Here is a 15,790-nt window from a genome sequence, read left to right as displayed (position 1 = left end):
ATCCTTCGGTTGCGATCACTCGTAGACCGGAACCGATACTCTCGTTTTCAACTCGCCCACACAATAGGCAAGTTGTGCACACACTCCTTCACGGTTCGCTCACTTCCGTGCCGGGTGCGAGCGTCGCCAGATGCGCCACGAGGTCGCCCAGCGGGCCGTCCGCCGGCTCCTGGGCGACGACGCGCCGTACGACCCCGCGCGTCTCCGGGTCGTGGGCGGAGGTCACGGCCGCCAGGGCCATGAAGTCGTGGACGAGCTGGAGTTCCAGCTCCTCGCGGGGGATGGCGCGCTTCTCCAGCCAGGTGAGCGCCGTGGTCTCGGCCAGCCCCACCCAGGAGCGGATCACCAGCGCGAGGCGCGGGCCGGGGGAGGCCACGCCGAGGTGGTCGAGCACGTGCGCGTACGCCGCGCGCCGCACCTCGTCGATCATCGCGTTGGCGCGCGCCGAGCCCACGGCGGGACCGCCGCGCAGCAGCGCGGAGAAGCCGGGGCCGTGCTCGTCGACGAAGTCGAAGTACCGCTTCATCACGCGCAGCAGCCGCCCGCCGAGCGGGCCGTCGTGCGGCTCCACGAACCGCCCCGCCAGCTCGTCGGCGGCGCGGCGCACCGCCGCCTCGTAGAGGCTGTGCTTGCCGGGGAAGTAGTGGTAGACGAGCGGGCGGGAGATCCCGGCGGCCGTCGCGATGTCGTCGATGGAGACGTCCTCCGGGGAGCGGTGGCTGAAGAGCTCCAGCGCGACGTCGATGAGCTGCTTCCGCCGTTCCTCCACGCCCATCCTGCGGCGCGCCCCGGTTGTCATGGGCGACACCCTAACGATCCGTACAAGTGTCCGTACAGCCGCGCTCCACGGCTCCGGGGCCGGGCCCGGAGCCGTGGTCCGGGGCCGGGCCTCAGAGGTCCAGGACCACCCGCTCCCCACGGGCACGCGAGACGCACAGCAGCATCGACGTGTCCCGCTCCGCGTCGGTCAGCAGTTCGTCGCGGTGCTCGACCTCGCCCTCCAGCACGCCGGTCTGGCACGTCCCGCAGAAGCCCTGCTCGCAGGAGTACGGGGTGTCCGGGTACGCGGCGCGGATCGCGGCGAGCGCCGTGCTGTCGGCGGGCACCGTCACCGTCGCTCCGCTGCGGCGCAGCTCGGCCTCGAAGGGGCGGTCGGGGCCCTCGCCGCGCGGCGCCGTCGCGGTGAACCGCTCCAGGTGCACGCCGCCGCCCGGCGCGGGCAGCGCGGTGACCGCGTCCATCAGCGGCCCGGGCCCGCAGCAGTGGACGGCCGCGTCCGGCGGCGCCGCGGCGAGCGCGCCCGCGAGGTCCGGGTGCCCGGCCTCGTCCCGGGGGACGACCGTGACGCGCCCTTCTCCGCCGTCCAGCTCGGCCAGCTCGTCCAGGAACGGCATCGAGGCCCGCGTCCGGCCGCCGTACAGCAGCCGCCAGGGCGTGCCCGCGGCCTCGGCGGCGCGCACCATCGGGAGGATCGGGGTGATGCCGATGCCGCCCGCGACGAAGAGGTACGCCGGGGCCTCGGCGAGCGGGAAGCGGTTGCGGGGGCCGCGGACCTCGACCCGGACGCCCTCGCGCAGCACCTCGTGCACCTCGCGCGAGCCGCCGCGCGAGTCCTCGGTGAGGCGGGTGGCGAGGGTGTAGGTGTCGGCCTCGCCGGGGTCGCCGCACAGCGAGTACTGCCGCACCAGGCCCGAGGGCAGGACGAGATCGACGTGGGCGCCCGGCCGCCAGGAGGGGAGCGCCCCCGCGCCGCCGAGCCGCAGCCGTACGACGCCCTCGGCGGGCTCGGCGCGGTCCAGGACGGTCAGCGTGCGCGCCCGGTCCGGGCCCGTGCGCCGCTGGCCCATCGTCCCGGAGACGGGCATCTCCAGCGCGGGCATCGGCCACAGCGGGGAGCGCTCCACGCGGCGTCCCGCCGCGCGTTTGGCGGCCACGGCGGCGGCGCCGGAGGCCAGCAGGACGAGCGCCGTACGGGCCCTCACCGGACCACCCCGTTCGCACCCGGGGAGGCGGTGAGATACGCCTCGGCCCGGGCGGTGTCGCACTCCCGCGAGGGGTGGTAGCCGGGGCCCAGATAGGTCGGTATCGAGCGGAGCATGGCGCCCGCCGAGGGCAGCACGCCCTCGCGCCCGGCGCGCAGGAACTCCCGCCAGCTCGCCCTGCCGTCCAGCAGCGTGGGGTCGTTCTCCATGAAGAAGCGGGTGCCGCGCTGCCAGAGGAAGACCAGCGCGGTGAAGGCCAGGGCCCAGGTGCGGGCCCGGCGCCGGTAGCCGCCGTCGAGGTGGAGGAAGAGGTCGAAGGCGACGGAGCGGTGCTCGACCTCCTCGGCGCCGTGCCAGCGCAGCAGGTCGAGCATGACGGGGTCGGCGCCGCGCGCGTCCAGCGCCTCCGCGCCCAGCACCCAGTCGCCGAGGAACGCCGTGTAGTGCTCGATGGCGGCGATCAGCGCGACCCGCTCCAGCAGCCACCAGCGGCGCGCCCTGCCGGGCGGCAGCGTGCGGTCGCCGAGCAGCTTCTCGAAGAACCAGTCGACCTGCGCCGTGTACGGGGTGGGGTCCAGCCCGAGCCGCTTGAGCTGCGGCAGCACATCGTCGTGGGCCTGCGAGTGCACGGCCTCCTGGCCGATGAACCCGATGACGTCCCGGCGCAGCCGCTCGTCGCGGATGAGGGGCAGCGCCTGCTTGTAGACGTGCACGAACCAGCGCTCGCCGGCCGGGAGCAGCAGATGCAGCACGTTGATGGTGTGGGTCGTCGCCGGGTCGCCGGGGAGCCAGTGCAGCGGGGTGTCCGACCAGTCGAAGGCGACCTGCCGCGCCCTCAGCTCGGTCGTCGTACGGGACGCCGTATTAGACATGGCGTCAATGTACTGGCGGGTACCCGCCGTGCAACAGGTGCCGTACGGGCCGTTGACGGCGCAGGCACCCAGCGGGACGTTCGCAGAGGCATCCCAAAAGGGGAGCAAGGGATGTCCTACCTCAAGGGGGAGAATCATGGCAGCTCGGTCAACAGACCGCATTCTCGACGATCTGGTGAAGGGCAAGGGAAGGGGAGCCCCCCAGCGCAGGAAGCTGGTGGCCAACAAGGAACGGAACTGGCTGCTCGCGCTCATGCTGCACAGTTGCGCCAAGTACGCGGAGGGCGCGAAGCTCAGCGACCTGGAGAGCACGATGGTCGCGGCGTTCCGCAAGAACGGCTACACCGACCAGGAGATCAAGCAGCAGGGCCAGCTCGACACCAAGGTCCCGAAGAAGCTGCGCGACGAGATGTTCCCGCGCCGCTTCGCCCAGCTCGACGTCAAGCAGTCCTACACCATGAAGGACCTGGAGAAGGACGCGCCCGGCATCGTGAAGTCGGTGCTGGAGATGCCCACCGTCACCCGCATCGACGTCCCCGCGATCCACGCGGGCACCGCGACCCTCGCCGACTTCCGGCTGCCGCCGCGCGCGACCCTCGCCGAGTACGCGTCCGGCATGACGGTCGCCCTGGAGCAGGACGCCGCCGCCACCGCCGCCGCGCCCGTCGGCTCGCGGGTCACCATCAAGGCGGCGTCGTTCAAGTGCGTCGACCGCCAGACCGACAGCATCTTCGGGCCGTCCAACGAGCCGTACTGGATCTTCGGTTCGCTCGGCGGCGGTACGACCGTCACCACGCGCTCCCAGATCTTCGGGGACGTCGACAGCGGGGAGTCCCGCACCTTCTCCGCCGCCGACGGCTGCATCTGGGGCCAGAACTGCGCGTCCCAGGCGCTCCCCGAGGGCGAGGTCGGCTCGCTGGTCTCGCTGTGGGAGCACGACGAGGGCAACACCGAGAAAATCCGCGCCGGGGTCGCGGTCGCCTTCGCGGCGGCGGCCGGCATCCTGGCCGCGACCGGCGTCGCCGCCTGGGTCGGGGCCGTCGTCGCCGGGGTCGGCGCGGCGATCGGCTGGCTGCTCGGCTTCCTGGACGACGACCACATCGCGGACCAGACGTTCGTCTTCTCCCGTGGCGTGGTGCTCAAGCAACTGCCCAACGTGGGCTCGTCGTTCAACGTCACCCGCCGCTTCACCGACGGCGACGGCGACTACTCGCTCAGCCTCCGCGTGGCCCGCGCCACCTGATCCCGTACGGCCGCTACGGCCCGTACGGCCGCTACGGTCCTGCCGGGTCCGTCACTGGAGCTGGCGGTCCGGCAGGACCTCCGCGGGGACCTCCAGGGTGATCATGGTGGGCCCGCCCTGGGGGCTGTTGACCGCGAGGATGCCGTCGAACTGGCCCAGGCGGCGCTCGATGCCCTGCATGCCCGTGCCCTTGTCGAGCGAGGCGCCGCCCTTGCCGTCGTCCGTGACGACGGCACGCAGCATGCCCCCGGACTCGTACGAGTAGGACACGTCGAGCCAGACGCGGCTCGCCCCGGAGTGCTTCGCGGCGTTCGTCAGGACCTCGCTCACCGCGAAGTACACGGCCGACTCCACCGGCTCCTCGAACCGGCCCGGCAGCGAGATGTCGTCCTCCACCGGGATCTGCATCCGCAGCGCCAGCGCCCGCAGCGCGTCCGGCAGGCCGCGCTCGGCGAGGACGGGCGGGTGGATGCCCCGCACCAGGTCGCGCAGCTCGGTCAGCGCCTCCGCCGAGTTCTCCCGGGCCTGCGCGATCAGCTCCTTCGCCTTCTCCGGGTTCTTCTCGACCAGGGCCTCGATGGTGCCCAGGCTCATGCCCATCGCGACGAGCCGGGCCTGCGCCCCGTCGTGCAGGTCCCGCTCGATACGGCGCAGCTCGGCCGCCGAGGAGTCCACCGCGTCGTGCCGCGTCTCGTAGAGCTGCTCCACGCGCCGGGCCAGCAGCATCTCGCGGGTGGGCTTGAGCATGGCCTTGGTGATCTTCAGGTTGACCGGAAGCAGCGGGGGGAGCAGGGCCGTGACGAACCCCGCCGTCATGTCCACCGGGGTCCACGCCAGGTCGCGCCAGGTCGCCGGGTCCTTGAGCAGCAGATGGCACTTCTCGACGTGCCCGACGACCCCGGCGCGCAGATCCTTGGGCCACGGCCGGTACGGCTGCGGCACCGGCAGCCCCGTCCACCGGTCCACCAGGGCCCGCCGCCCGTTCGCGTACCCGCGCAGGCCCTGGAACGCGAACGGCGTGGTGATCACGCCCACCCCGACCGGGATGAGCGCGAGCGAGACGACGGTGAGGACGAAGGCGAGGATGGAGAGGGGCAGGGAGACGACCGCCAGGACCGGGCCCCGGATCATCGCGAGCATCAGCTCGTGCGTCTGCGCGGCGACGGTGCGCCGGTGTTCCTCGGACGGTCCCTCTGCTGTGCTCATGCCCTGCCCTCTCCCCCTCGGCCGTAGGTCCCGGCTATCTTCTCCTGCCCCGGCCGGACTCACCCACCGGAGGAGGTCCGCCAGCCGTCGAATTCGGCCGTGCCGCGGGCCTGGCCTCCGCCGTTCGTCGCCGTCATGAAGAGACCCGCGTCCAATTTGGCTGACGCGCCGGACGTCCGCACGGTTGCCACCGTGCGCCAGGTCGCCCCGTCGTCCGTGCTCAGCTCGCCCTTGAACGAGTCGCCGCTCCGGGAGAGCCGCAGCACGACCGGCGCCTTCACCCCGGTGATCCGCTTGTACGTGTCCACGGTGCCGTTTCCGTCGGTGTCGTAGGAGAGGACGACGCCGTTCGACGGGGTCACCGCGAGGTTGATGAAGCCCTGCGCGGTCCTCGACGACAGGTCGTTACGGGCGACGATGCCCGCGCGGGCCCACGGGCCCGTCGCGTCCTGCGCCGCGACCCTGACCGTGACCGAGCCGCCGTCGGCGAGCGCGCCGGGGCGGTAGACGGTGCCGAACTCGGCGGTGTTCTTCCACAGGTCGGCGCCGCCGCCGTTGATCGCCCAGCGGCCGCCGAGGTACCCGAAGACCGCGCCCGTCCTCTCCCCGTGCGTGGCCGTCCGCACCTCGTCCGGCAGCGGCCCGGCCAGGAAGATCCGGCCGTCACGCGCGGTCACCACCCGGTCCTCGCCCTCGGGCCCGTACCGCACCGACAGCGCGAACGGCAGCGGCTCCAGCGGATCGGCCAGCTCGCGGTCCGGGGTGGTGTACCGCCAGCGGACCGTGGCGCGCTCGCCCGGGCCGACCGACGGCAGGCTCGTCGGGTCCTGCGGGTCGGCGCCCTCCAGGCCCGTGAGTGCGAAGTCGACCTCGCCGGTCGCGCGCAGCCCGTTCTCGTTGCGGAAGACGCCCTTGACGGTGACCGTGCCGCCCGGCGGTATGGCCGGGGGCTCGGCCGTCAGCTCCAGCGAGCCCTGGAACGGGGCCCTGGCGAGCGTGTCGTGCACCCGCTTGGCCACCGCGTACGCGTCGCCCGTCGGCCGCAGCGGGTACTGCTTCGTCTCCCGCGTCCACGGCTCCTCGACCGCGTACCAGTCCCACTTCTTCGGGTCCCGGCCCTCCGCGAGCGCGTCCTCCAGGTCGTCCAGGAACGCCTTCCACTGGGGGAGGTGGAAGTCGCCGATCAGGCCCTGCCAGTCGCGGTTCGCGTAGTTCGCGAGGTGGCCGCCGTCCGCCGTCGAGCGGTCGGCCCAGGTGGTGACCAGGACGCGCGCGGACCGCTCCAGCTTCGCGCGCTCCGCCTCGCCCGTCGCCATCCGCTTGGCCGCCTCCAGCCAGGGTCCGAGCAGGAAGGCGGTGTGCGCGCCCGAGACCTCCTCGCTCAGCCCCATCAGCTTCAGCCACAGCGTGGCCAGCTTCCTGAACCGGTCCGTCTCGCCGAGCCGGTACGCGGACTGGAGCTGCGGGATCAGCAGCCAGGAGCGGTTGGCGAGGGCCTGGCGCGCTGTGTCCGTCACGTCGTAGCGGTACGCGTCGCTGCCGCGCAGGCCCTCCGCGACCCCGACGAGGCCCGCGAGCGCCGCGTCGAAGCCCGGCAGGTCGAAGGCCGGGGTGTGCGTCGCGTAGTACGTGCCCGAGCGCGCCGTCAGGCTCGGCCGGGACGCGAACACGCTGTCGTGCGGACGCCCGTCCGCGCTGCTGATCTCGTACGCGGTCTCGCGCAGCGCCGCCATCGCCCTGCGGGCCGACGCGTCCTCCCCGCCGTACCGCAGCTTCGCGTAGCCGTCGAACCACTCCGCGCGGTCCACGGCCTCCTCGCGCCAGGCCAGCTCGCAGAACAGCTCGGCGGCGGCCGGGTCGCGGTGCGTGGCCTCCGGCATGTAGCAGGTCCCGACGAGCTTGCTGCCGCTCTTGTCGCGCCACTTGGTGAACCGCTCGGCCCACATGTGGGTCTTGGCGCCGATCGTCGTACGTCCGCCGAAGTTCGGGATCGTGCCGAACGCGTACGGCACCCCGCCCCAGTCCTTCTCGCGGTCGGTGACCCGCTCCAGGTCGGAGAGGCCGTCGACGATGAGCATCTTCTCCTTGTCGCGGACCGCTTCGAGCAGGTCCTTGCGCGGGTTCTCCTGCCAGCCGAGGATCACCCAGACCGCGCCGGGCCGCGCGTTCTGCAGCGCGGTCTCCACGGCGCGCGCCGCGTCGGCCACGGGCACATCGCCCGGGTCGCCGCCCTCGTGGAGCAGGTCCATCTTGAAGTGGCCGATCTCGCCGAAGAGTTCGGCCTGGTGCTCGTAGAACGCGGCGGCGACCTTACGGAAGACCGCCGTGCGCGGGTCGAGCCACGCCGGGCGCGGCAGCCCGTTCCAGGTGCCCTGCGGAATGGTGCGCCCGCCCGGGTTCCGCTTCGCGAAGTCCTCGGGGACGGTGCCGAAGTAGCCCGGCAGCACGGGGCGCATGCCCAGCTCACGCATCCGGGTCATGATCTTCTTGCCCAGCTCGGTGCGCTTGGCGAGCAGTTCGGGCGTGAGCGGGCCGCCGTACTCCGCCATGTTCTGCAGCAGCCACCAGGGCTGGTGCGAGGGCTGCGGGATCCAGGCGCGGGCCTCCTTGTCGCTGTACCCGAAGTCCTTCAGCAGCCGGTGGTAGACGGCCTCCATACCGGCCGTGACCAGCACCTCGTTGCAGCCGTGCGCGGCCAGGACGTCGAGGAAGCGCTCCCAGTGGGTCCAGTCCGCGTACGGCGCGGTGTAGCCGTCGTGCGTGTCGTTGAGCGCGAACCGGTGCGGGACCGTCGCGCGCCGCCCGTGCGGCTCGCGGGGCGCCGGGAGGGTCTCCGGCAGGCCGAGCTGGCTGCCCGCCCAGGAGAGCTGCGCGTCGCAGGTGTACTTGAGATACCAGTGGAGCCCGGTCAGCAGGGCCACGGGCCCGGTGCCCGCGACCCGGACGTGCCCCTTCTTCCCCGTCACCTTGAAGCGCTCGGGGCCGCCGGTCTCCTGGAGCGTGATCTGCGCGTGGTGCTCGGGGAGGAGCCGCTTCACGGCCTCCCGCGCGTGCTCGACCGCGCCCGCCGCCTTCCCCGCCGCCGTTCCGTCTGCCGCTCTGTCCGCCGCCATGGCTGGGATGTACCCGCTCCCCAGCGCGATTCCCGCCCCGAGCGCCCCCGTCGCGCCGAGCACGGCACGTCTGTTGACCTCGTTGTTCTCGTGCATGGAGTCCCCCCACTGTCGGAAGTGACCGAAGACACGTACGAGAGGGCACGCTAGCGGTGGTGCGGCACGCCGACGAGAGGGCTTGCCGCCCTTCGGCCCGCCGGCGGCGGCCACATTGACGGATGACCGCCCGCCCACGTGGACTCTTCCGTCAGCGGGCGTTCCAACCCGGCGACGACCAGGCCCAGCTCGCGTGTCGTGAGGACCCTGGCCATGCCACCGGTGCTCGGCCGGCGCGTCGGAGCCCGCGAACGGCTCGGCGCGGACCGCCTGCTTCCACGCGAGCGTCCGCGGCGACTCCGCGGCGGGTCAGCCCTTGTCGAGGTAGGCCAGCACGGCGAGGACCCGGCGGTTGTCGTCGTCCGAGGGCGGCAGGCCCAGCTTCCCGAAGATGTTGGAGGTGTGCTTGGCGACGGCGCGCTCCGTGACGAAGAGCTGCCCCGCGATGGCCGCGTTGGACCGGCCCTGCGCCATCAGCTCCATGACCTCCTTCTCGCGCGAGGTCAGGTTCCCCATCGGCTTGTCCTGCGAACGGCGCGTCAGGAGCTGCTGGATGACCTGCGGGTCCATCGCCGTACCGCCCTCGGAGACGCGGCGCACGGCGTCGATGAACTGGTCGGCGTCGAAGACGCGGTCCTTCAGCAGATAGCCGACGCCGCCGTTGCCGTCGGCCAGCAGCTCGCGCGCGTACAACTGCTCGACATGCTGCGAGAGGACCAGCACCGGCAGCCCCGGGCGCTTCCTGCGGGCCTCCAGCGCGCACTGGAGGCCCTCGTCGCTGAAGGACGGGGGCAGCCGGACGTCGACGACGGCCACGTCGGGCTCCAGCTCGTCCAGGGCCCGGCTCAGCTCCGGCCCGTTGTCCACGGCCGCCGCGATCTCGAAGTCGAACGCCTCCAGCATCCGGACGAGCCCGTCTCGGAGCAGAAAGAGGTCTTCGGCGAGGACGACACGCACGGGGTCTCCCGATGGCTTGCTGGACGGGCGGATGAGGCCGGGACGCCGACGAATCTACCGTCCGCCGCCTGCTCACCGCTCGGGGCCGCCGAAGAAGTCCCGCAGCAGCGGCGCCAGTGCCCGGGGCGCGGGCCGGTGCCCCTGCCCCTCCAGCACGCGGTAGCGCGCGCCCGGGATCGCCTCGGCCACGGCGCGCGCCGCGGTGTGCGCCGAGGGTTCGCTCTCGCCGCCCGCGAGGGCGAGCGTCGGCGCCGTGACGTGCGGCCACGACCCGGAGGGCAGGGGACGGCCGGACACCCGGCCGTCCAGGATCTCCGCGTCGTACGCCAGGGTGTGCGCGATCTCCTCCATCTCCCGCCACGTCGGCACGGGGACGGGCCCGTCGGCGCCCTCCACCGTGGGCGGCTCCGCCGGTTCGCGGATCGAGGGCACGGCCTCCGGCGGTACGAGGAGGGCCTCCGTCAGGAACAGCGTCACGGCCTCGTCGCGCCGCCCGGCGGCCACGGCCTCGCGCACGCGCGCGGCGAAGTCGTCCGGCAGCGGCGGGCGGTCGGCGTCCAGGACGAACGGCGGCTCGTACAGCGCGAGTCCGACGACCCGGTGCGGCAGCGCGTCCGCCGCCTCCAGCGCGAGCGCCCCGCCCGAGGAGAAGCCGCACAGGTGCGCCCGGCCGCCCACCGCGTCGATGAGCGCGGCGAGGTCCTCGACCTCGCGCGCGACCGCGTACGGCGGGGTGTCGCCGCTGCGGCCCCGCCCGCGGCGGTCGTAGTCGACGACGGTGAAGTCCGGCCGCAGCGGCACCCCGAGCGACGCCGCCATCGGCGCCGTCCCCACGCCGAGCGCCCCGTCGACCATCACCACGGGCGGCCCGGACCCGGCCTCGGCCTCCGGTGCCGAGCCGACCCCCGTCGCCCGGTACGCGAGCGCGGTCCCGTCCCGCGACGTCACGTACCGGATCTCCTCGGACCCCTGCTCATCCATGGTCGCCCCTTCCACCGCGTGCCTGTCCCGACCTGACCGGTCCCGGCCGGACCCGTCCCCCAAGAGTGACCCGCACAGCTCCTCTCACGCCCCCAACCCGCCGGTACGGGATCACGCCGAGTGCTGATAGGCGGGGTAGGTGAGGTAGCCGGTGTCACCGCCCTGGTAGTAGGCCGACTCGTCGAACGGGGCGAGGGGGAGGGCGGTGCGGAGCCGTTCCACCAGGTCGGGGTTGGAGTCGTGCTCCTCGGCGCCCCAGAAGCCGCCCCGGCGTCGAGGGCGCGGCGCGCGGCCCGGTCGTCATGTCAGGGCTCCCTCGTGAGTGCGAGCGGTACGCCGGGTACGCTAAAACCTCACATCCATGTCAGAGGCAAGTCGTCCGAGGGGGCACCATGCGCATCGGAGAACTGGCGGCCCGCACCGGGGTCAGCGTCCGGTCCCTGCGGTATTACGAGGAGCAGGGGCTGCTCGCCAGCTCCCGCAGCGCCAGCGGCCAGCGGCACTACACGGACGCCGTGGCGGAACGGGTCGCGCTCATCCAGCGGCTCTACGCGGCGGGTCTCTCCAGCCGCACCATCGCCGAGCTGCTGCCCTGCGTCGAGTCGCCCAGCGAGGAGAACTCCGACGCCTCGCTCCTGCGCATGGAGGAGGAGCGGGAGAGGCTCTCCCGCCACATCGCCGAGCTGCTCGACACCCGCGACACGCTCGACCAGGTCATCGCCGGGGCGCGGGCGTACCGGGAGAGCCTGGTGGCCGGGTCCGGGTCCGGGTCCGGGTCCGGGGCCGGGGCGGGGGTCGGGGCCGGGGCGAAAACCGCTGGCCGGTGAGGGGCGGGGCGGGGGAGGATCCGCCGATGACCCAGGAGACGCGTGAAGAGGCCAGGCGGGTGCGGTTCGTACCGCTGACGAAGGAGGCGATGGAGTTCCTCCGCGACAGCGACACGGCGTCGGCCGGAGCCGTCGCCGGGGTGGAGCTGCCCGACTACTTCGTGACCGAGGAGGCCCGCTGGCTGTGGGGCTACCGGCTCGGCCAGATCGAGGAGGACCCGGCGCAGGCGCCGTGGGTGGTGCGCCAGGCGGTCGTCGGCGAGGACGGGAACGTCGTCGGGCACGCCGGGTTCCACGGCCCCCCGGACGCCGACGGCATGGTCGAGGTCGCCTACTCCGTCGTGCCCGCGTACCGCCGCCGGGGATACGCGCGGGCGATGCTCGCCGAGCTGCTCCGCCGCGCCGGCGCCGACCCCGCCGTGCGGACCGTACGGGCCGCGATCAGCCCCGACAACGCGGGCTCCCTCGCGACGGTGGCCCCCTTCGGCTTCGTGCACACCGGCGAGCAGTGGGACGAGATCGACGGCAGGGAACTGCTGCTGGAACTGGACCTGGAGGACCTGGAGCAGCGGGGCGACGAGCGGACGGGGACGGCGTGACGGAGAGGGCCGACGGGATCGACACGACCGTCGCGCACAACGCCCGCGTGTGGAACTACTGGCTCGGCGGCGAGGACCACTTCGAGGTCGACGCGCGGGTCGGCGCCCACGTCACCTCCATGTTCCCCGGCATCGCCGAAGTGGCCCGCGCCGACCGGGCGTTCCTCGGCCGCGCCGTGACCTGGCTGGCGGGGGAGGCGGGCGTACGGCAGTTCCTCGACGTCGGTTCGGGCCTGCCCGCGCGGGACAACACCCACGAGGTCGCGCGGCGCGCGGCGCCCGACGCCCGCGTCGTGTACGTCGACAACGACCCCACCGTCCTGCGGCACGCCCGCACGCTGCTCGCGGACGCTCCCGGGGGCGCGACCGCGTACGTGGAGGCGGACGCGCGCGAGCCCGGGGCCGTCCTGCGCGCCGCCGGGCGCACGCTGGACCTGGACCGGCCGGTCGCCGTGCTGCTGCTGGGCGTCCTCAACTTCGTCCAGGACACCGACGAGGCCGTGTCGGTCGCGCGGCGGCTGATGGCGGCCGTGCCCTCCGGCAGCCACCTCGTCCTCACACACCCCACCCTGGAGCTGGGCGGCGGGGCGAACGAGGAAGCCATGCGGTTCTGGAACGAGAACGCCACGCCACCCATCACCCCGCGCCCCCGCGCCGAGGTCCTCCGCTTCTTCGAGGGCCTGGAACTGCTGGAACCGGGCCTGGTCTCCTGCTCCCGCTGGCACCCCGGCGGGCCTCACGAGGCTCCGGATGCCCCGGGGGCCGCGGAGGCCCCGGAAGCCCCGGAGGTCGCGCAGTTCGGCGCCGTGGCCCGCAAGCCGTAACCGGTCCTCTCCGCCAGGCGTACGCGGACGGGGTTTCCGGCCGTGAGGAAGCGGGCACCCGGGGTCACCGACCCTCCGGCGGACGCGGGTGCGGACGGGGGTGCGGACGCGGGCGCGCGTGCCGGTGGCGCGCGTGCCCGGCATGCTGGAGGAAGGGCAGCCGACGTCTCCGTACGAGATGGGGGCCACACGTGGCAGCGGAACACCCCGGTCCGGAAGGGCCCGCCTCGCCCGTCGGGTCCCACAACGAGTGGGATCCGCTGGAGGAGGTCCTCGTCGGGCGGCTGGAGGGGGCCACGATCCCCTCCAGCCACCCCGTCGTGGCCTGCAACATCCCGCCCTGGGCGGCACGGCTGCAGGGGCTCGCCGCCGGTCTGAAGTACCCGCAGCGGCTGATGGAGCCCGCGCAGCAGGAACTCGACGAGTTCATCGGCCTGCTGCGCTCCCTCGGCGTCACCGTCACCCGCCCGGACGCCGTCGACCACGCGCGGAGCTTCGGGACGCCGGAGTGGACCTCGCGCGGCTTCTGCAACACCTGCCCGCGCGACAGCCTGCTCGTGATCGGCGACGAGATCATCGAGACCCCGATGGCCTGGCCCTGCCGGTACTTCGAGACGCACTCCTACCGCGAGGTCCTCAAGGACTACTTCCGGCGCGGCGCGCGCTGGACCTCGGCCCCCAGGCCGGAGCTGACCGACGCGCTGTTCGAGCAGGACTTCACCGTCCCCGGCGACGACGAGCCCATGCGGTACATCCTCACCGAGTTCGAGCCGGTCTTCGACGCCGCCGACTTCGTACGCGCCGGGCGCGACCTCTTCGTCACGCGGAGCAACGTCACCAACCGCATGGGCATCGAGTGGCTGCGCCGCCACCTCGGCCCCGGATACCGCGTGCACGAGATCGAGAGCCGCTGCCGTACGCCCATGCACATCGACACCACCCTCCTCCCCCTCGCGCCCGGCAAGGTGCTCATCAACCCCGAGTACATCGACCCCGACCACCTGCCCGAGGCCCTCGCCTCGTGGGACGTCCTGGTCGCCCCCGAGCCCGACCCGCTCCCCGAACGCCTGCTCAAGCTGACCTCGATGTGCGGCAAGTGGCTCAGCATGAACGTGCTCATGCTCGACGAGAAGCGGGTCATCGCGGAGCGGCACCACACCGGGACGCTGCGCGCGCTGGAGCAGTGGGGCTTCGAGCCGGTCCCGTGCGACCTGTTGCACTACGCGCCGTTCGGCGGCTCGTTCCACTGCGCGACGCTCGACGTCCGCCGCCGCGGCACGCTCGAATCCCACTGCTCCTGAGGGGCCGTCCCGCCGGTCAGCGGTCCACCGCGACCACCGTGTACGGGGTATCGGGGGCCGGCGGGGTCGAGAAGCGGGCGTTCACGACGTAGAGCCGGTCGCCGTGCCGGGCCGCCGTCGTCGGGGTGTCGAAGCGCGGGTCGGCGATCCGCCGCCGCAGCACCGCCGTCGTCGCCCCCGCGCCGAGGGTGAGCACGCTGACGACCCCGAGCCGGTTCTGCACCACGTACAGCGTCCGCCCGAGGCGCAGCAGCCCGTCGGCGCTCAGCAGGTCGTCCACGCCGCGCAGCGCGAGCGCCGCGGCGTGCCCGGTGCGCGGGTCCACGCGGTACAGCCTGCCCACCGGCAGGCTGCTCGCGACGATCAGGGACGCGCCGTCGGGCGCGGAGACCACCCCGTTGGCGTTGATGACGCCGGGCTCCTGGTGCCAGTCGCCGCGCAGCGGCAGCCGCCGCACCCGGCCCCGGCCGCCGCCCCTGGGCACGCCGTACAGCACCGCGGCGTACGAGTCCGTGAACCAGACGCGGTCGCCCAGCACCGCCCCGTCGTTGACGAAGTGCTCGCTGTCCGGCGCCACTTCGTGGGTCACCACGAGAGCGCCGGTCCGCGCGTCCACCACGCGGACCGTGCCGGAGTCGCGGCCCGCGAGATACAGCAGCCCGTCGCGGTCCAGCTTCAGCCCGACGGTCGCCGCGCCCTCCGCGCCCCCGTGGACGATCCGGCCGCGCCCGGACCGCAGGTCCGCCCGGTACACGGACCCGTCGGCGAGCGAGCCGCAGTACGCGTAGGGCCCGCGCCCGATGGTGATGCCCTCCGGCTGGAAGCCGTCGGGCAGCGAGAAGGCGTCCGGCCACTCCGCCGCGCCACGGGCGGAGGCGGTCCCGCCGCCCGTGGCCACGGCGAACGCGCCGAGCCCCGCACCGGCCAGCAGCGTGCGCCGGGACGGGCGCGGGCGTAAGGGAAGGGGATCTGTCCGGGTCATGGCGTGTGCCTCCGTCATCCCTGGGAGTAGAGGTGCAGCTCCGCCTCGCGGGCGCCCGTGAGCGTGTAACGGGCGCCGGAGAGCGGCCGGTCGGCGTAGAGCCGGAACAGGGTCGGGGTGTCGGCCGTGAGCCGGGCGGGCGCGCGGCCGTCGCCGACGGGGACGCCGAACGTCCACGCGGGCCCCGGCCGGTCGGTGAGCGTCGCGTGCAGCAGCGGCGTGCCCTTGCGCCGCGCCGCCAGGGAGAGCAGCGCGAGCGCCTCTCCGGCGGTCTCGCCCGCGTACGCGCCGGGCTCGCCCCACGCTTCCCGTACGTCCCCCGCGTGCACCCACTCGCCGAGCGCGACCGTGTCCAGCAGCCCGTGCTCGTGGCCCGCGATCACGGGGCCCGCCGCGGTGAAGCCGTGCTCCAGCTCGTCCAGCACCGCCGTCAGCGGCCAGCCGTCGCGCTCGGCGACGTCCGCCGCGTTCGAGGCGTCGGAGAAGACGCCGGGCTCCAGCCGGTTCTCGACGATCCGGACCAGCGCCGCCGCGCAGTGCGCGAGGACCTGGCGCACGGTCCAGCCCGGGCAGGCGGCGGTGGGCAGCGCGAAGTCCTCGTCCGGGGCCCGGCGCAGCATCGGCATCAACTGCTCCCGCTCGGCGGCCAGCAGCCGCCCGGGCAGCCCCGCGTCCCGTACGTCTCCGTTCCCTACGTCCCCGTCCCGCATGGCCTCGTCACCCATGGGCCGTCACGTTACACCGGCGACACAGATGAGCAATGGCTGAGAAATCGCCCTCTGTGAGGCTTCGTCGCATCACCACGCA

The 15,790-nt window shown here is 73.5% G+C and carries 14 protein-coding genes and 1 pseudogene; 5 read left to right on the top strand and 10 right to left on the bottom strand.

Translation table 11 applies throughout. The features are described 5' to 3' along the window. Positions 1-88: 88 nt before the first annotated feature. The 3 genes from ABD343_RS24310 to ABD343_RS24300 all read right to left on the bottom strand — a co-directional run bounded on the left by ABD343_RS24310 (position 89) and on the right by ABD343_RS24300 (position 2,854). A complete protein-coding gene (locus ABD343_RS24310) occupies positions 89-799 on the bottom strand; it encodes a TetR/AcrR family transcriptional regulator (protein ID WP_344531443.1) in 711 nt (236 codons plus the stop codon). Between the two features lie 91 nt (positions 800-890). Next, positions 891-1,982, bottom strand: coding sequence for a PDR/VanB family oxidoreductase (locus tag ABD343_RS24305; protein ID WP_344531442.1), 1,092 nt, complete (start codon positions 1,980-1,982; stop codon positions 891-893). Then, positions 1,979-2,854, bottom strand: a complete 876-nt coding sequence (locus tag ABD343_RS24300; RefSeq protein WP_344531441.1) for a metal-dependent hydrolase — start codon at positions 2,852-2,854, stop codon at positions 1,979-1,981. The genes ABD343_RS24305 and ABD343_RS24300 overlap by 4 nt, the downstream gene beginning before the upstream one ends. 136 nt (positions 2,855-2,990) lie before the next feature. On the opposite strand from ABD343_RS24300, the gene ABD343_RS24295 reads away from it, so the two are divergent. Further along, entirely contained in the window at positions 2,991-4,097 is a 1,107-nt protein-coding gene (locus ABD343_RS24295) for a hypothetical protein (protein WP_344531440.1), read from the top strand. 51 nt (positions 4,098-4,148) lie between these two features. Here ABD343_RS24295 and ABD343_RS24290 read toward each other — a convergent pair whose 3' ends face one another. The 5 genes and pseudogenes from ABD343_RS24290 to ABD343_RS24270 form a co-directional block, all read right to left on the bottom strand. After that, positions 4,149-5,237: a sensor histidine kinase gene (locus ABD343_RS24290; RefSeq protein WP_344532223.1), complete on the bottom strand. Its 1,089-nt coding sequence runs from the start codon at positions 5,235-5,237 to the stop codon at positions 4,149-4,151. 125 nt (positions 5,238-5,362) lie between these two features. Further along, positions 5,363-8,512: an alpha-N-acetylglucosaminidase gene (locus ABD343_RS24285; protein WP_344531439.1), complete on the bottom strand. Its 3,150-nt coding sequence runs from the start codon at positions 8,510-8,512 to the stop codon at positions 5,363-5,365. A 309-nt stretch (positions 8,513-8,821) separates the two neighbouring features. Further along, a complete protein-coding gene (locus tag ABD343_RS24280) occupies positions 8,822-9,469 on the bottom strand; it encodes a response regulator transcription factor (protein ID WP_344531438.1) in 648 nt (215 codons plus the stop codon). Between the two features lie 72 nt (positions 9,470-9,541). Further along, positions 9,542-10,450, bottom strand: coding sequence for an alpha/beta fold hydrolase (locus ABD343_RS24275; protein ID WP_344531437.1), 909 nt, complete (start codon positions 10,448-10,450; stop codon positions 9,542-9,544). Between the two features lie 111 nt (positions 10,451-10,561). Continuing rightward, positions 10,562-10,687, bottom strand: a pseudogene (locus ABD343_RS24270) (alkene reductase); the annotation flags it as partial. Positions 10,688-10,842: 155 nt separating this feature from the next. Here ABD343_RS24270 and ABD343_RS24265 point away from each other — a divergent pair. The 4 genes from ABD343_RS24265 to ABD343_RS24250 all read left to right on the top strand — a co-directional run bounded on the left by ABD343_RS24265 (position 10,843) and on the right by ABD343_RS24250 (position 14,001). Beyond that, entirely contained in the window at positions 10,843-11,277 is a 435-nt protein-coding gene (locus ABD343_RS24265; RefSeq protein WP_344531436.1) for a MerR family transcriptional regulator, read from the top strand. Positions 11,278-11,303: 26 nt separating this feature from the next. Continuing rightward, positions 11,304-11,876: a GNAT family N-acetyltransferase gene (locus ABD343_RS24260; protein ID WP_344531435.1), complete on the top strand. Its 573-nt coding sequence runs from the start codon at positions 11,304-11,306 to the stop codon at positions 11,874-11,876. Next, entirely contained in the window at positions 11,873-12,700 is an 828-nt protein-coding gene (locus tag ABD343_RS24255) for an SAM-dependent methyltransferase (protein WP_344531434.1), read from the top strand. The genes ABD343_RS24260 and ABD343_RS24255 overlap by 4 nt, the downstream gene beginning before the upstream one ends. Positions 12,701-12,891: 191 nt before the next feature. Continuing rightward, positions 12,892-14,001, top strand: a complete 1,110-nt coding sequence (locus ABD343_RS24250) for an amidinotransferase (protein WP_344531433.1) — start codon at positions 12,892-12,894, stop codon at positions 13,999-14,001. Positions 14,002-14,017: 16 nt separating this feature from the next. On the opposite strand, the gene ABD343_RS24245 is transcribed toward ABD343_RS24250, so the two are convergent. Continuing rightward, a complete protein-coding gene (locus ABD343_RS24245) occupies positions 14,018-14,983 on the bottom strand; it encodes an SMP-30/gluconolactonase/LRE family protein (protein ID WP_344531432.1) in 966 nt (321 codons plus the stop codon). A 14-nt stretch (positions 14,984-14,997) separates the two neighbouring features. Further along, positions 14,998-15,708 carry a maleylpyruvate isomerase family mycothiol-dependent enzyme gene (locus tag ABD343_RS24240; RefSeq protein WP_344531431.1) on the bottom strand — a complete coding sequence of 237 codons (711 nt, stop codon included), beginning with the start codon at positions 15,706-15,708 and terminating at the stop codon, positions 14,998-15,000. Positions 15,709-15,790: the final 82 nt, after the last annotated feature.

The organism is Streptomyces albiaxialis (genome assembly GCF_039530985.1).
GTDB classification, from domain to species: Bacteria; Actinomycetota; Actinomycetes; order Streptomycetales; family Streptomycetaceae; genus Streptomyces; species Streptomyces albiaxialis.
This window is presented reverse-complemented; position numbering and strand designations above follow the sequence as displayed.

What these genes read in the sequence shown, in the direction of transcription:
- ABD343_RS24290 (WP_344532223.1), bottom strand. Translation starts at nt 5,237, where the DNA reads ATGCTCGCGATGATCCGGGGCCCGGTCCTGGCGGTCGTCTCCCTGCCC.
- ABD343_RS24245 (WP_344531432.1), bottom strand. Translation starts at nt 14,983, where the DNA reads ATGACCCGGACAGATCCCCTTCCCTTACGCCCGCGCCCGTCCCGGCGC.
- ABD343_RS24285 (WP_344531439.1), bottom strand. Translation starts at nt 8,512, where the DNA reads ATGCACGAGAACAACGAGGTCAACAGACGTGCCGTGCTCGGCGCGACG.
- ABD343_RS24240 (WP_344531431.1), bottom strand. Translation starts at nt 15,708, where the DNA reads ATGGGTGACGAGGCCATGCGGGACGGGGACGTAGGGAACGGAGACGTA.
- ABD343_RS24275 (WP_344531437.1), bottom strand. Translation starts at nt 10,450, where the DNA reads ATGGATGAGCAGGGGTCCGAGGAGATCCGGTACGTGACGTCGCGGGAC.
- ABD343_RS24260 (WP_344531435.1), top strand. Translation starts at nt 11,304, where the DNA reads ATGACCCAGGAGACGCGTGAAGAGGCCAGGCGGGTGCGGTTCGTACCG.
- ABD343_RS24310 (WP_344531443.1), bottom strand. Translation starts at nt 799, where the DNA reads ATGACAACCGGGGCGCGCCGCAGGATGGGCGTGGAGGAACGGCGGAAG.
- ABD343_RS24265 (WP_344531436.1), top strand. Translation starts at nt 10,843, where the DNA reads ATGCGCATCGGAGAACTGGCGGCCCGCACCGGGGTCAGCGTCCGGTCC.
- ABD343_RS24295 (WP_344531440.1), top strand. Translation starts at nt 2,991, where the DNA reads ATGGCAGCTCGGTCAACAGACCGCATTCTCGACGATCTGGTGAAGGGC.
- ABD343_RS24300 (WP_344531441.1), bottom strand. Translation starts at nt 2,854, where the DNA reads ATGTCTAATACGGCGTCCCGTACGACGACCGAGCTGAGGGCGCGGCAG.